Raw genomic sequence first — 11,544 nt, forward strand, 5'->3', positions numbered from 1 at the left:
GGTGGGGGCCGTGCCGATATACGTTGATTCAATGTGAATCACAGCTGTAGAGTGAGTATGTCGAAAGGGGAACAGCCGTGATCGTGATGGACAATGATCTTGCAGCTCTGCATCGTGGTGCCCTGCAGCGTCAGGCCCGCCAGCGGGTGGACCTGCTTGATGAACTGCGCGCAGTTCACAACGCCTCCTCGCGCGGCATGAACCAGCGCGAGATCGCCGAAGTTCTAGTGACCAGCCAAGCAAAGGTGCACCGGATGCTGAAAGCCATCGAGCGACGTCCGGACGTTCTTTCGGCAGGAGCGCCTGAGGAGATCATCCTTCGGGCGTTTGCGTACGACACTCCCAGGGTGGAGATGCTCGAACGGTTGAAGTCCCTGAGCTACACGGACGGCGAGGACGCCCCGTACCCGCATGAAGGTCGTATCCCGGGCACATGGGACCAAGTGGTGGGAGCGTTCGCGCAGGACCTCCTGACCGAGCGGGAGTTCAATGAGGTCAGGGCGGCTGTTGGCCGCTGAACGGGGTGCCGTTCACGCGGCACTGACTGAGTTGTACGCCCCGGGGAATGAACTGGAGCGGGCTCCGGATGTTCTGCTGGCCTACTTTGACGACGCCGCCGTGGTTCGGCTGGCGAAGGCCTTCATGGCGCGGCAGCAGGACGTCATGACGGCCGGGCGCGCTGTTGTTGTCGCTGCCGGCCCGCCGGGTGCTGGCAAGACTGAAGCGCTGAAAACCCTCGACCTGCGCGGGTATCGCCTCATCGACCCTGATGATGCCAAGGACATGATCCTGGACGACGCCGAACGCCACGGCTTGCTGAGCTACCGACACAATTACACGCTGCCTGACGGTGAACCGGTGGGGTGCGGGAGCTGGCCTCCCATGTCCACGCCATCTCTACCAGAACGACCAACTTGGTTCGGCAGATGGCCCTGGCCGCCGGCGAGAACGTTATCATCGATGGCACGTTGTCATGGGAGAAGCTGCCAGACCAGTACATCGACGAGCTCTTCATGTCCCGATACGGGCAAGTCGATGTCGTCGATGTCGAAACCACCCGGGATACTGCGGTCGAACGGGCCCGCCAGCGCTGGTGGGCCGGCCGCCTGAATGATCCCGTGATGGGCGGACGGTTCGTCCCCGACACCGTAATTGAGCACTGCTACGCCTCCGGTGCCGAGTCCATCTGTGCAGCCAATGCACTGAGGCTGGCACAGATGGCCGCAGATACTGTTGGCCGCGGCACGCTGCGCCGCTTCGACGTCGACCAAACCACTGGTGAGGTCCACGCCAGCAACGTCACCACCTTCGAGTAACCCCTCCGGCCGTGGCCCAGGCTCCTAAGGCAGGTAGCCCCCGACCGCAGCCGGCCGGGTTGGGGTAATCGAGCAGTTTCGGAGAAGCCCGCAGCCTAGGCTCAGTCGTAGCGTTTTGGTATCGGATAACGACACCAACTGAGGAGACGGGCAATGGCTGGGACAGCAACTGCGGGCAAGAGCAAGTCCTACGAGGGCTTCACCGAGGATGAGCGCGCCGCGATGAAGGAGCGGGCGCAGGAACTCAAGAAATCTCCGCGCAAGAAGGCGAGCGCAGCCGACGGCGAGGCGGATGTGATGGCCAAGATTGCGGAGATGCCCGAGTCCGACAAAGTCATAGCTGAACGCCTGCACGCACTTGTGAAGGAACACGCCCCGGAACTGGCACCAAAGACCTGGTACGGGATGCCGGCCTACGCCAAGGACGGCAAGAACATTGTCTTCTTCAAGAGTGCGGACAAGTTCAAGTCACGATATGCGACGCTCGGCTTCGAGGAAAACGCCATGCTCGACGACGGGGAGATGTGGCCCACGTCCTTTGCGCTCAAGGAAATCACGCCGGACGTGGAAGCCAGGATCGTGGAGCTGATTAAGAGGGCGACCGGTCAATAGGTCGGGTCCGGGTTGGGGGTTGGCGGAACGGGACCAGGGTCGGGAACCGGCGAAGGTCCCGGAGTGGGGTTGGGGTCCGGAATAGGGCTCGGAGGAAACGGCGTGGTGGGGTCCGGTGGTGGAGGAACGGGACCGGGATCCGGCGGGAACGGCTCGGGCTCGTGGGTCGGGGGCAACGTCATGATCTCTCCTCTGCGTACTGTGAATGTTGCTCGGGGTAGATAACAGCAGCCTAAACACGGGCCCTCCGATGCGCCACCGCTTGGAGGCGGGAAGCACCTAAAAAACTTTTCCACTTTCGCGTAACCCTTTCGGGTGCCCGGACGATTACGTCAGTGAAAGGGCCGAGTTGGAATTTGTCCCCCATCATCTTCCAGCTCGGCTCTTCCATGTCCGGGAGTTACCGCGGCTTGGGGAGTTTCTCCTTTGGCTGGGCCGGCTGAGCAGCTACCCTTGGTGAGGTCGTCCGTTGTGAAAGGCGGATGACCTGGCTCCCAGCCTGGACCAGCCGCCGATCGAAAGTCCCAATTCTGTGACCGACGCATTGACCGACGAAGCGCTTCACGCACTCCAAGGCAATAACGCGGAACTGTTCAGCGCCGTTTACCAGGCGTATGCAGGCCAGGTCTTGGGATATTTGACGGCCAAGGGCGTCGCTGATCCGGAAGCAACCACGCAGGATGTTTTCCTTGCCGTCCTGCCCCGGTTGGATGGGATCAGCGGCGGTGTAAACGGCCTGAGGACCTTTATCTTCTCGGTAGCCCACGCCCGCATGGTGGACGAGCACCGGAAGGAAAGCCGGGCTCCGGATCACCACGAGTTTGAACCTGAGCGGGACGCAAGGGAATCGAGCTCTGCTGAAGCCGAAGCCATGCTCCGGGTCGCGCCGTACGAAGTGATGGCGCTCCTGGAACTCCTGGGCGAAGAGCAGCGGGAAGTCCTGACGCTTCGCATCGTGGCAGGCCTGACCGTGGAGCAGGTGGCCGGGATCATGGGGAAATCCGCCGGTGCAGTGAAACAGCTGCAACGGCGTGCGCTTATTACCCTCCGTGAGCATTCGGCAGTAAAGGAATACGTGTCGTCGTGACATTCAAGGATTTGGAACGCGGGAAGTTGGTGGACGAGCTCCTGCTCGACGCCGATCTTGGCGACGCACCGGACCTTCGGCAAGCGCTTCTGGCGGTGGGCAGTTTCGCCGATGCAGCCGCACCTGAGCCCGGCGAAGAGTTGGCAGCCATGCTCGCCGGACCGCACGATGACGTTTCCAAGCGCCGTTGGAGGCACAAGCACCGCACTGCGGTGGTTGGCGTTGCCGTGGTTGCGGCCATGGGACTCGGGGTAACTGGCGTCGCCGCAGCGAGCTCCGGATTCACCCGGAGTCCATCTTTCGAGGGACTCTGGGAGGGCCTTGCTTCCCAGAGGGCTGCAGAGACTCCTGTCTTGCTCACCCCGGATGCCCCCAAGGTGGGCACCGTGCCTGCTCCATCTGCCGATCCCGCGGCCATCCCGCTGGACGTGCAGCAAGGCCAGCCGGTTCAACCAACCCGGCCCGTGAGACCAGTCCAGCCCGCTCAGCCCGGCCCGGTGGCGGCCGGCGCGCCGGTGCCGGTCACGGCGATGGTGCCCGCGGCGGCACCGCAACCAGCCCCCCAAAACCCGGGCACCGCCGTCGTACCGGCGGCGCCCCATGCAGCTGCTGCTGCACCGGTCGCTGCTGTTCCGGGCCCCACCCCGGCTGCGCCCAAGCCGGCCCCACTGCCGCAGAGCCAGCCCGCCGCGCCCGGCCTGGTCCTTCGCCCAGTCGCCGAACAACTGCCCGTGGGGCAGCTGAAAGCCGAGGTGGCAAAGCTGAAGCAGGCAAAGAAACCGGTGGAACGATAGGAACCCGCCACGGGCGTCAGCCGTGATTCCGACGCGTCGCCGGCAGTAGGCTGGGCCCATGATGCATGTCAACGATCCTGCCGTCGTCGAGCGGTTGATGCGGACAAAAGGTACGTGGGCCGTGGTTGGCCTGAGCAACAACGAATGGCGTTCTGCCTATGACGTTTCGTTGTATGTGCGGGACAAGATGGGCATGGAGATCATCCCCGTCAACCTCAAGGGCGAGGACGTGCACGGCGAGAAGGGCTACAAAAGCCTGGCCGACATTCCCGCCGAAAAGCACCCGATCGACGTCGTGGATTGCTTCGTCAATTCCGAGCGTGTAGGTGCCGTCATTGACCAGGCCATTGCCGTCGGGGCCAAGGCGGTCTGGCTGCAGCTTGGTGTGTTTGACGACGACGCCACACAGCGTGCCCGGGACGCGGGCCTGGACGTCGTGGTCAACTCGTGCCCGGCACGTGAAGGCTGGCATTACGGCCTGTGATCCGTCGTCGTTTTCTTCTGCTAGATTGCTGCTGACTCATCTCTCTAGCCCCGGGGGAAAGCCGTGTGTGGCGACCATTCTGCAGTGCCCTTTTCCGTTCCCAGCAGAAGGGCCGCCTTCGGTATTTTGGCCGCTTCGGTAGTGGCCGGCCTGACTGCCTGCACGCCGGCTGCAGGGGCGGAAAGTTCGACGGCGGACCCCGCTCCCAGCGATGCAGCAGCATCCACTGCCTCGTCTTCAGCGACGCCCACTCCGTCTCCAACGCCGACAGCGACCAAGCGGATCCGGCGGACGTTCATTCCGGATTTCCAGTTGCCACCGATCACCGGTGGCCTGGCGCCGGTGATTACCAAGATCCCTACCAAGCACCCCGTGGTGTTCCTGACCATCGATGACGGGAACATCAAAACCCCGGAGTCGGTCAAACTCATGGCCGAGTACGACTACCCGGCTTCCCTGTTCCTGACCAAGGACACCATTGCGGACAATCCGGCGTTCTTCAAGGCGTTCAAGGCCCAGGGCAGCCTGGTGGAAAACCACACGGTGACCCACAACATCAATATGGTGCGGCAGTGGGGATACCAGCAGCAGCTCAACGACCTGGTGGGCATGCAGGAGTACGCCCTCCAGCAATACGGTCGTCGGCCCACCCTCTTCCGTCCGCCAGGGGGCGCCTATTCCACTGTGATGCGACAAGCCGTTGCGGACGCGGGAATGAAAGCGATCATCACCTGGGAAGCCAAGGCAAACGCGGGAAAAATGGACTACCAAGTGGGCAACTCGCTCCGTCCCGGCGACATAGTGCTCATGCATTTCAGGGCTGAGTTCGCCGCTGACCTGGCTGCTTTCCGTGCAGCACAACTGGCCGCGGGGCTGGAAGTTGTGTTGCTTGAGGATTTCCTGGGGGTGGCGTAGGAGTGTCTGCGGCGGTGACAAGCCAGTAGGCTCCCTCCATGGACGTTTCCCAGCTCCGTGAAATCTGCCTTGGTTTTCCGGGCGCCTTCGAGGACTTTCCTTTTGGTCCTGAGACGTCCGTGTTCAAAGTGCGCGCGGCCGTAGCCGGTGGTGCCAGGCACGAAGCGAAGATGTTTGCGCTCTCCGCCATGGACCCTGGCAACTGGTCCGTGAGCCTGAAATGCGAACCTGCACTCGCCGAGCAGCTGAGGGCCGCACATCCGGAGATCACGGGCGCTTGGCACCTGAACAAGACCCATTGGAACGGCGTCCGCCTGGATGGCGCCCTGCCGGATGACATGGTCAGGGACATGGTGGAGGACTCCTATGACCTGGTCGTGGCCACCCTGAGCCGAAAGCAACAGGAACAACTCGGGTGGGCCCGGCTGGCACGTCCGAAGGGAAGCTGACACGCCTCCATCGACCCCTCCCCTCGGCGCTGACATGGGACTAGATTGATACTGCGTACCTTGGGACCTCAGCCGGTGGCTGGTCAGGAGCGGTGTGATGCTGGATAAGAAGACGCGGCACCATCTGCGAGTTGTCCTGCGAGTGCACTGAGTCGAAAACCATGTTCAAAGCCCCGGAACATGCCACCATTGCTGCGAGTGAGCGAAGCAAGCAATGGATGATTGCTTTGCGCACTGCCTCGAAAGTGTTTCCGCGCGGTAAAGGGTGCCTCACGGCGGCAACTTTAGTGCCGGTCGCCGTCGAAAATCCAGCGGAAAGACAGGGAACTTGGCACTCCAGGGCGCTGGCGCGCCCGACCGGTACCGAGTGTGGCAAGACCCTCGCGGAGGGCCCCTGAAAAGATCACGCTTTGACAAATCTTGATCGAAACTGCGGAGAAATATTGATTTTCGATCATCCGTGGTGAAGTATGTCACACGAAGGTTGGTGCTGCCAGAGCGTCAGCCCAGACTGTCCGACTGGACGGCCCCAGCCGCCAGAGTCGGCCTTACGAGTCACAAAAGGGGTATTGAAATGACCATTCAGCACCAGTCCGTCGGCCGCCGTGGATTCCTGCGCGGAGCACTCGCAGCAGCCGTACTCGTGCCCATGGGGGGAACCATTGCATCCTGCGCTGCCGGAGGCGGCAGCACGACCACCGGCCCCACCGGCACCGTCTCTGACACCAACCCGTTCGGAATGGCGGACAAGGCCACTCTGGATGCCGTGATCTTCAAGGGCGGCTACGGCATCGACTACGTCGATTTCGCCGGCAAGATCTTTGAAAAGACGCACTCGGGCTCCACCGCCAAGATTGCCCCATCCACGGATATCGCCCAGGAACTCCAGCCCCGCTTCGTCGGCGGAAACCCGCCGGACCTGATCGACAACTCCGGCGCCAAGGCCATCGGCTTCAGCACGATCCTGGCCCAGCTGGAAGACCTGACCCCCGTGGTGGAGGCGAAGAACCTCGAAGGGAAGGTCATCAAGGACACCCTGTACACAGGCGTCCTGGCTCCGGGTACTTTCGATGGCAAGCTCGCAGCCCTTAACTACGTGCTCACCGTCTACGCTGTCTGGTACTCCGATTCCCTGCTCAAGGAAAACGGTTGGACGGTTCCCAAGACGTGGGATGAAATGTACGCGCTCGGCGAGCAGGCGAAGGCCAAGGGCAAGTACCTGTTCGTGTGGGGCAAGGAAGCCGCCACCTATTACCAGGAACTCGCCATCGCCTCGGCCATCAAGGAAGGCGGGGACGAGGTCCGCCTCGGGCTTGAAAACCTCAAGGAGGGTTGCTGGTCCCACCCGGCCATCCAGTCTGTTTTCACGGCGCTGGACAAGATCGTCAAGGCAGGGTTCTTCAAGCCGGGCGGCTCGGGCACCCAGTTCACGGCTGCACAGGCACAGTGGAGCAACGCCCAGGAGGCGGTGTTCTACCCGTCGGGTTCCTGGATCGAAAACGAGATGAAGGACCAGACCAAGGCCGGCTTCAACATGATGGGTGCCCCGGCACCGTCGGTCACTGCCAGCCCCAAGATGCCGTACACCGCTATCCACAGCGCCGCCGGCGAGCCCTACATTGTCCCGTCCCAAGGCAAGAACGCTGCCGGTGGCAAGGAAATGCTCCGCATCATGCTGTCCAAGGAAGCTGCCACGAACTTCGCCAAGACCAAGTTGGCACCGACCATCGTCAAGGACACCGTCCCGGCCGACGGCTTCGGTTCCACCGCCTTGGTGTCGCAGACCAAGATGCTGGGCGATGCCGGCGACAACGTCTACACCTGGAACTTCATCGACCTCTACGGGACCAACAAGGACCAGCTGGTTGTCTGGAACACCTTCCTGGACGGAAAGTCGGACGTCGCAACCCTGACGTCCGCCCTTCAGAACATCACCGACAAGGTCCGCAACGACAGCTCGGTCAAGAAGATCGAAGTGAAGTGACCGTAGTGAAAACACAGCAGAGCCGGAACGACGACGGCCTGGCCGCCGTCGTTCCGGCGATGGCGCCACCGCAGCTGGTCAAGAGGCGGCGGAAGCCGCTGACCTGGGACAAAGTCAGTTTCTTCGCGGTATTCCTCGGGTTGCCCCTGGCTATTTACCTATTGTTCGTGATCTGGCCCTTCATCCAGGCGTTCGGCTATTCGCTGACCGACTGGTCAGGCTTCTCGCCAACGCAGAACTTCATTGGCTTGGAGAACTACACCAAGATCTTCACGGACGACATCTTCATGAAGGCCATGGGGAACAACATCCTCCTGGTCATCTTCCTGCCGATCATCACCATCATCCTGAGTCTCATCCTGGCGTCCTTGGTGACGGTGGGCGGCAGCAGCAAAGGCCAGATCAAAGGCCTTCGGAACTCCAGCTTCTACCGTGTCGTCTCGTTCTTCCCGTACACGATTCCCGCGATTGCCATCGGCATTATGTGGGGGCAAATCTACGATCCCTCGGGCGGCCTCCTGAACGGCATCCTCACAGGGCTGGGCCTGGACCAGTTCAAGGATTTCGCCTGGTTGGGTGATAAGAACACTGCCATGATCGCCACGATGTTCGTGATCGTGTGGGGCTTCGTTGGCTTTTACATGGTCCTGTTCGTGGCGGGCATCAAGGGCATCCCCGCTGAGATTTTCGAGGCCGCAAGGATCGACGGCGCGGGACGCTTCCGCACTGCAGTGTCCATCACCATTCCCTTGATCCGTGACAACATCCAGACTGCCTACATCTACATGGGCATCCTGGCTCTGGACGCCTTTGTCTACATGGCGGCGTTGAACTCCGGCGGCGGCCCGGACAATTCCACGCTGGTCATGGCGCAGCAACTGTTCTTCACGGCCTTCAGCAAGGGGCAGTTCGGCCTTGCCAGTGCCATGGGCGTGGTCCTTGCCATTGCAACGCTGATCTTCTCCGGATTGGTATTCGTGGTCAACCGGCTCACTGGCGGCGATAAGGATGTGAGCTTCTGATGACCACCAAAGTCGAAACCCCCGAGCGGAAGTCCCTGCACTTCCAGCCGAGGACCCCTGCGACATCGACGGGCGACAAGGTAGTCGGAGCGGTGTCACACACCGCGCTGACCATCTGGACGCTCATCGTGATCCTGCCACTCCTGTGGACGTTCATGTCCTCTTTCAAGACCTCCAGCGAGATCTTCGCCTCGCCCTTCGCGTTGCCCGGGGAATGGAAGCTGGATAACTACGTCAAAGCATGGAGCGAGGCGGGCATTGGAAGTGCCTTCCTGAACTCGGTGATCGTTGTGGCCGTGGCGCTGGTGATCGTGATGGTGCTGGGCGCCATGTGTGCCTATGTGCTGGCCCGTTACACTTTCCCGGGCAGCAGGGCCATCTACTACCTGATGCTCGCCGGCCTGACCTTCCCGATCTTCCTGGCCATGGTGCCGTTGTTCTTCGTCCTCAAGAACATGGGCTTGCTGAACACCTTGCCGGGCCTGATCCTGGTGTACGTGGGCTTCGCCCTGCCGTTCACGGTGTTCTTCCTGTTCTCCTTCTTCAAGTCGCTGCCCCACGAAATTACCGAGGCTGCGGCATTGGACGGGGCAGGGGAGTGGCGGACGTTCTTCCAGGTCATGTTGCCAATGGCCAAGCCGGGCCTCGCCTCGGTTGCCATCTTCAACTTCCTGGGCCTGTGGAACCAGTTCCTCATCCCGGTGTCGATCAACGCGGCCGGTCCCCGCGTCCTGTCCCAGGAACTGGCAGCTTTCGCAGGCCAGATGGGGTACGCGGTCGACTACGGCGCACTCTTCGCTGCAGTGAGCGTCACTGTCATTCCAGTGTTGATCGTCTACGTGATCTTCCAGCGCCAGCTGCAGGGCTCAGTCACGCAAGGCACCTCGAAGTAGCACAACTGCGCTAAAAACAGCGTTCGACGGCGGTCCGCACCTTGGGTGCGGGCCGCCGTCGCGCGTTGATTTACCATGGGCTGATGTTCGAACCCTGCCTGCTGCGCGACGATGTCACCATGCGTCTGCTGCGTCCGACTGACGCCGCCGCCCTCGCGGCCGCGTACGTGCGCAACCGCGACCATCTTGCTTCCTGGGAGCCGGTGCGCCCGGAGGAGTACTTCACCGAGGAGTGGCAGGCTGCCGACATTGCCAAGCGCTTGGCTGCCCACGAGGCAGGGGAGCAGTTCCCGTTGGCGTTGGCGGCAGGCGACGAGATTGTTGGCAGGTTCAATCTGGCCGGTATTGTTCGTGGTCCGTTCCAGAGCGGAGGGCTGGGGTACTGGGTTGACAAAGACTACGCCGGCGGCGGGTTGGCGAGTGCCGCTGTCAGGGTGATCGTGGAGAAGTCGCGGAGCGAGCTGGGGCTCCATCGACTGGAAGCCGGAACCCTCCTGCACAACGTTGCCTCCCAACGGGTGCTGGTGAAGGCTGGTTTCCGGAAGATCGGCAAGGCACCGAACTACCTCCAGATCGCCGGGGCCTGGCAGGACCACAACCTCTACCAGATCATCCTGCACGACTAAGCATCCTTAGCTTTCTGACAGGATGGTAGGGAACCGTAGTGCAACGAAAGGCAGCAACCGTGATCTTTATTGTGGTCAAGTTCAACGTCAAGCCCGACTGGTCCGACCGCTGGCTGGACCTGGTGGGCGATTTCACCGAGGCCACCCGCGCCGAGCCGGGCAACCTGTGGTTCGACTGGTCCCGCAGCGTGGACAACCCCAACGAGTTCGTCCTGGTGGAAGCCTTCCAGGATGACGCCGCTGAGGCCCACGTCAACAGCGCGCACTTCAAGAAGGCCATGGCCGACATGCCCCAGGCCCTCGCCGAGACGCCGCACATCATCAGCCGCCAGATCGAAGGCAGCGGCTGGGACCGCATGGGTGAGCTGACTGTCGCCTCCTGATACAGCAACGCGGGGTCACTTATGGCCCATCCCAAGGGAATTTATGGGCCATAAGTGACCCCGCGTTGCTTTCACGGAGCTGGCTAGAACATCCAGGGGATCTCGGCGTGGCCGAAGTCGCTGAACGACCCAAAGCGGCCGGCCTTGAAGGCGAGCACCTCGCCGTCCCGGTCCCGGCACGTGGTGACCTGTCCGAAGAAGACCTGGTGATCACCGACGTCGTACGTTTGCACTACCGTGCAGTCCGCCTGGGCGAGGGCGCCTTTGATCACCGGCAAGCCGCTTTCGGTGACGTCGAAGTCTCCCTCGTCGAAGCGGTTCCCGCCGCGCACGGCGAACCGGCGCGCAATGGACTCCTGCTTCGAGCCGAGGATGGAGACAGCGAACTTGCCGCTTTCCAGCAAGGCGTCACCGGTGCGGGTGCCGAAGTTCAGCGAGATCATCAGGATGGGCGGCTCCAGGCTGATGGAGGTGAGCGAGCTGATGGTCATCCCGTAGAGCTCGTCCTCGTGCTTGGTGGTCACGACGGCGACGCCGGTGAGGAAGCGGCCCATCGCGCGGCGCATTCCCATGGCATCGGGAACAGTGAAAAGCGGTGCGAGGCTCATGTCAGTTGCTCCGGTCTGCTGGTGAGTCCGTGTAATAGCGGACTTCGAACATCTTGGCGCCGTTTTCAGAAACCCACGGGCCGTGCTCCATGCCCGGCGGCCGGGTGGCCCAGTCGCCGGCCTTGAAGGTCTTGCCCAGACGCTGGTCCACGAACGATCCCTCGAAAATGAACACCTCTTCCCAGAAGTCGTGGGTCAGGACTCCGTTGGGGGAGGTGTCCGTGCCTGGCTCGAACTTCAGAATCCGGGTGACGGAGTCGTTGTCGGAGTCCCGGGCAAGGATAGCCTCGGACAGACCCTCGATGTGCGGGTTGCACGGCGCGAACTCCACCGAGGAAACAGGGGTGAACTCGAATTCGGGCTTTGCCATG

At 62.0% G+C, this 11,544-nt stretch carries 17 protein-coding genes; 13 read left to right on the forward strand and 4 right to left on the reverse strand.

Features of this window, described 5'->3' with window-relative positions; all coding sequences use genetic code 11:
* Nucleotides 1–77 precede the first annotated feature (77 nt).
* Nucleotides 78–518: a hypothetical protein gene (locus tag PQ627_RS12090; protein ID WP_274261295.1), complete on the forward strand. Its 441-nt coding sequence runs from the start codon at nucleotides 78–80 to the stop codon at nucleotides 516–518.
* Here PQ627_RS12090 and PQ627_RS12095 read toward each other — a convergent pair.
* Nucleotides 496–831 (reverse strand): hypothetical protein, encoded by a 336-nt coding sequence (locus PQ627_RS12095; RefSeq protein ID WP_274261297.1) that lies wholly within the window; start codon nucleotides 829–831, stop codon nucleotides 496–498. The two genes, PQ627_RS12090 and PQ627_RS12095, sit on opposite strands and share 23 nt — an antisense overlap.
* A gap of 32 nt (nucleotides 832–863) precedes the next feature.
* Between PQ627_RS12095 and PQ627_RS12100 the strand changes: the two genes are divergently transcribed.
* The 5 genes from PQ627_RS12100 to PQ627_RS12120 all read left to right on the forward strand — a co-directional run bounded on the left by PQ627_RS12100 (nucleotide 864) and on the right by PQ627_RS12120 (nucleotide 4,293).
* A complete protein-coding gene (locus PQ627_RS12100) occupies nucleotides 864–1,316 on the forward strand; it encodes a zeta toxin family protein (protein ID WP_274261298.1) in 453 nt (150 codons plus the stop codon).
* 153 nt (nucleotides 1,317–1,469) lie between these two features.
* Nucleotides 1,470–1,928, forward strand: coding sequence for an iron chaperone (locus PQ627_RS12105; RefSeq protein ID WP_274261300.1), 459 nt, complete (start codon nucleotides 1,470–1,472; stop codon nucleotides 1,926–1,928).
* A gap of 532 nt (nucleotides 1,929–2,460) precedes the next feature.
* A complete protein-coding gene (locus PQ627_RS12110; RefSeq protein ID WP_144661405.1) occupies nucleotides 2,461–3,015 on the forward strand; it encodes an RNA polymerase sigma factor in 555 nt (184 codons plus the stop codon).
* Nucleotides 3,012–3,809 (forward strand): hypothetical protein, encoded by a 798-nt coding sequence (locus PQ627_RS12115; protein WP_274261302.1) that lies wholly within the window; start codon nucleotides 3,012–3,014, stop codon nucleotides 3,807–3,809. The genes PQ627_RS12110 and PQ627_RS12115 overlap by 4 nt, the downstream gene beginning before the upstream one ends.
* 58 nt (nucleotides 3,810–3,867) lie before the next feature.
* Nucleotides 3,868–4,293 carry a CoA-binding protein gene (locus tag PQ627_RS12120; RefSeq protein ID WP_144661407.1) on the forward strand — a complete coding sequence of 142 codons (426 nt, stop codon included), beginning with the start codon at nucleotides 3,868–3,870 and terminating at the stop codon, nucleotides 4,291–4,293.
* A gap of 44 nt (nucleotides 4,294–4,337) precedes the next feature.
* Here PQ627_RS12120 and PQ627_RS12125 read toward each other — a convergent pair whose 3' ends face one another.
* Nucleotides 4,338–4,592, reverse strand: coding sequence for a hypothetical protein (locus tag PQ627_RS12125; RefSeq protein WP_274261305.1), 255 nt, complete (start codon nucleotides 4,590–4,592; stop codon nucleotides 4,338–4,340).
* Nucleotides 4,593–4,605: 13 nt separating this feature from the next.
* Here PQ627_RS12125 and PQ627_RS12130 point away from each other — a divergent pair, with 13 nt between their 5' ends.
* The 7 genes from PQ627_RS12130 (at nucleotide 4,606) to PQ627_RS12160 (ending at nucleotide 10,565) form a co-directional block, all read left to right on the forward strand.
* Nucleotides 4,606–5,208: a polysaccharide deacetylase family protein gene (locus PQ627_RS12130; RefSeq protein ID WP_274261306.1), complete on the forward strand. Its 603-nt coding sequence runs from the start codon at nucleotides 4,606–4,608 to the stop codon at nucleotides 5,206–5,208.
* Between the two features lie 38 nt (nucleotides 5,209–5,246).
* Nucleotides 5,247–5,657 carry an MmcQ/YjbR family DNA-binding protein gene (locus PQ627_RS12135; protein WP_144661409.1) on the forward strand — a complete coding sequence of 137 codons (411 nt, stop codon included), beginning with the start codon at nucleotides 5,247–5,249 and terminating at the stop codon, nucleotides 5,655–5,657.
* 574 nt (nucleotides 5,658–6,231) lie between these two features.
* Nucleotides 6,232–7,641, forward strand: a complete 1,410-nt coding sequence (gene ngcE, locus PQ627_RS12140; protein WP_274261308.1) for an N-acetylglucosamine/diacetylchitobiose ABC transporter substrate-binding protein — start codon at nucleotides 6,232–6,234, stop codon at nucleotides 7,639–7,641.
* Nucleotides 7,638–8,663 carry a carbohydrate ABC transporter permease gene (locus PQ627_RS12145; protein WP_274261310.1) on the forward strand — a complete coding sequence of 342 codons (1,026 nt, stop codon included), beginning with the start codon at nucleotides 7,638–7,640 and terminating at the stop codon, nucleotides 8,661–8,663. Before ngcE ends, PQ627_RS12145 begins: the two co-directional genes overlap by 4 nt.
* Complete coding sequence (locus PQ627_RS12150) at nucleotides 8,663–9,556, forward strand: carbohydrate ABC transporter permease (RefSeq protein ID WP_144661411.1); 894 nt, start codon at nucleotides 8,663–8,665, stop codon at nucleotides 9,554–9,556. The genes PQ627_RS12145 and PQ627_RS12150 overlap by 1 nt, the downstream gene beginning before the upstream one ends.
* Before the next feature lie 83 nt (nucleotides 9,557–9,639).
* Complete coding sequence (locus tag PQ627_RS12155; RefSeq protein WP_274261312.1) at nucleotides 9,640–10,182, forward strand: GNAT family N-acetyltransferase; 543 nt, start codon at nucleotides 9,640–9,642, stop codon at nucleotides 10,180–10,182.
* A 59-nt stretch (nucleotides 10,183–10,241) separates the two neighbouring features.
* A complete protein-coding gene (locus PQ627_RS12160; RefSeq protein WP_274261625.1) occupies nucleotides 10,242–10,565 on the forward strand; it encodes a putative quinol monooxygenase in 324 nt (107 codons plus the stop codon).
* 83 nt (nucleotides 10,566–10,648) lie between these two features.
* Here the strand turns inward: PQ627_RS12160 and PQ627_RS12165 are convergent, their stop codons facing one another.
* The gene (locus PQ627_RS12165) at nucleotides 10,649–11,173 is read right to left on the reverse strand and encodes a flavin reductase family protein (RefSeq protein ID WP_274261314.1); all 525 of its coding nucleotides are present in this window, start codon (nucleotides 11,171–11,173) and stop codon (nucleotides 10,649–10,651) included.
* Nucleotide 11,174: 1 nt separating this feature from the next.
* Nucleotides 11,175–11,543 (reverse strand): cupin domain-containing protein, encoded by a 369-nt coding sequence (locus tag PQ627_RS12170; protein WP_262277158.1) that lies wholly within the window; start codon nucleotides 11,541–11,543, stop codon nucleotides 11,175–11,177.
* Nucleotide 11,544 lies beyond the last annotated feature (1 nt).

Origin of the sequence: Paenarthrobacter sp. AB444, from assembly GCF_028736865.1 — a bacterium.
GTDB lineage: Bacteria > Actinomycetota > Actinomycetes > Actinomycetales > Micrococcaceae > Arthrobacter > Arthrobacter nicotinovorans_B.

What these genes read in the sequence shown, in the direction of transcription:
- PQ627_RS12125 (WP_274261305.1), bottom strand. Translation starts at nt 4,592, where the DNA reads ATGAACGTCCGCCGGATCCGCTTGGTCGCTGTCGGCGTTGGAGACGGA.
- PQ627_RS12150 (WP_144661411.1), top strand. Translation starts at nt 8,663, where the DNA reads ATGACCACCAAAGTCGAAACCCCCGAGCGGAAGTCCCTGCACTTCCAG.
- PQ627_RS12165 (WP_274261314.1), bottom strand. Translation starts at nt 11,173, where the DNA reads ATGAGCCTCGCACCGCTTTTCACTGTTCCCGATGCCATGGGAATGCGC.
- PQ627_RS12170 (WP_262277158.1), bottom strand. Translation starts at nt 11,543, where the DNA reads ATGGCAAAGCCCGAATTCGAGTTCACCCCTGTTTCCTCGGTGGAGTTC.
- PQ627_RS12155 (WP_274261312.1), top strand. Translation starts at nt 9,640, where the DNA reads ATGTTCGAACCCTGCCTGCTGCGCGACGATGTCACCATGCGTCTGCTG.
- PQ627_RS12135 (WP_144661409.1), top strand. Translation starts at nt 5,247, where the DNA reads ATGGACGTTTCCCAGCTCCGTGAAATCTGCCTTGGTTTTCCGGGCGCC.
- PQ627_RS12120 (WP_144661407.1), top strand. Translation starts at nt 3,868, where the DNA reads ATGATGCATGTCAACGATCCTGCCGTCGTCGAGCGGTTGATGCGGACA.
- ngcE (WP_274261308.1), top strand. Translation starts at nt 6,232, where the DNA reads ATGACCATTCAGCACCAGTCCGTCGGCCGCCGTGGATTCCTGCGCGGA.
- PQ627_RS12105 (WP_274261300.1), top strand. Translation starts at nt 1,470, where the DNA reads ATGGCTGGGACAGCAACTGCGGGCAAGAGCAAGTCCTACGAGGGCTTC.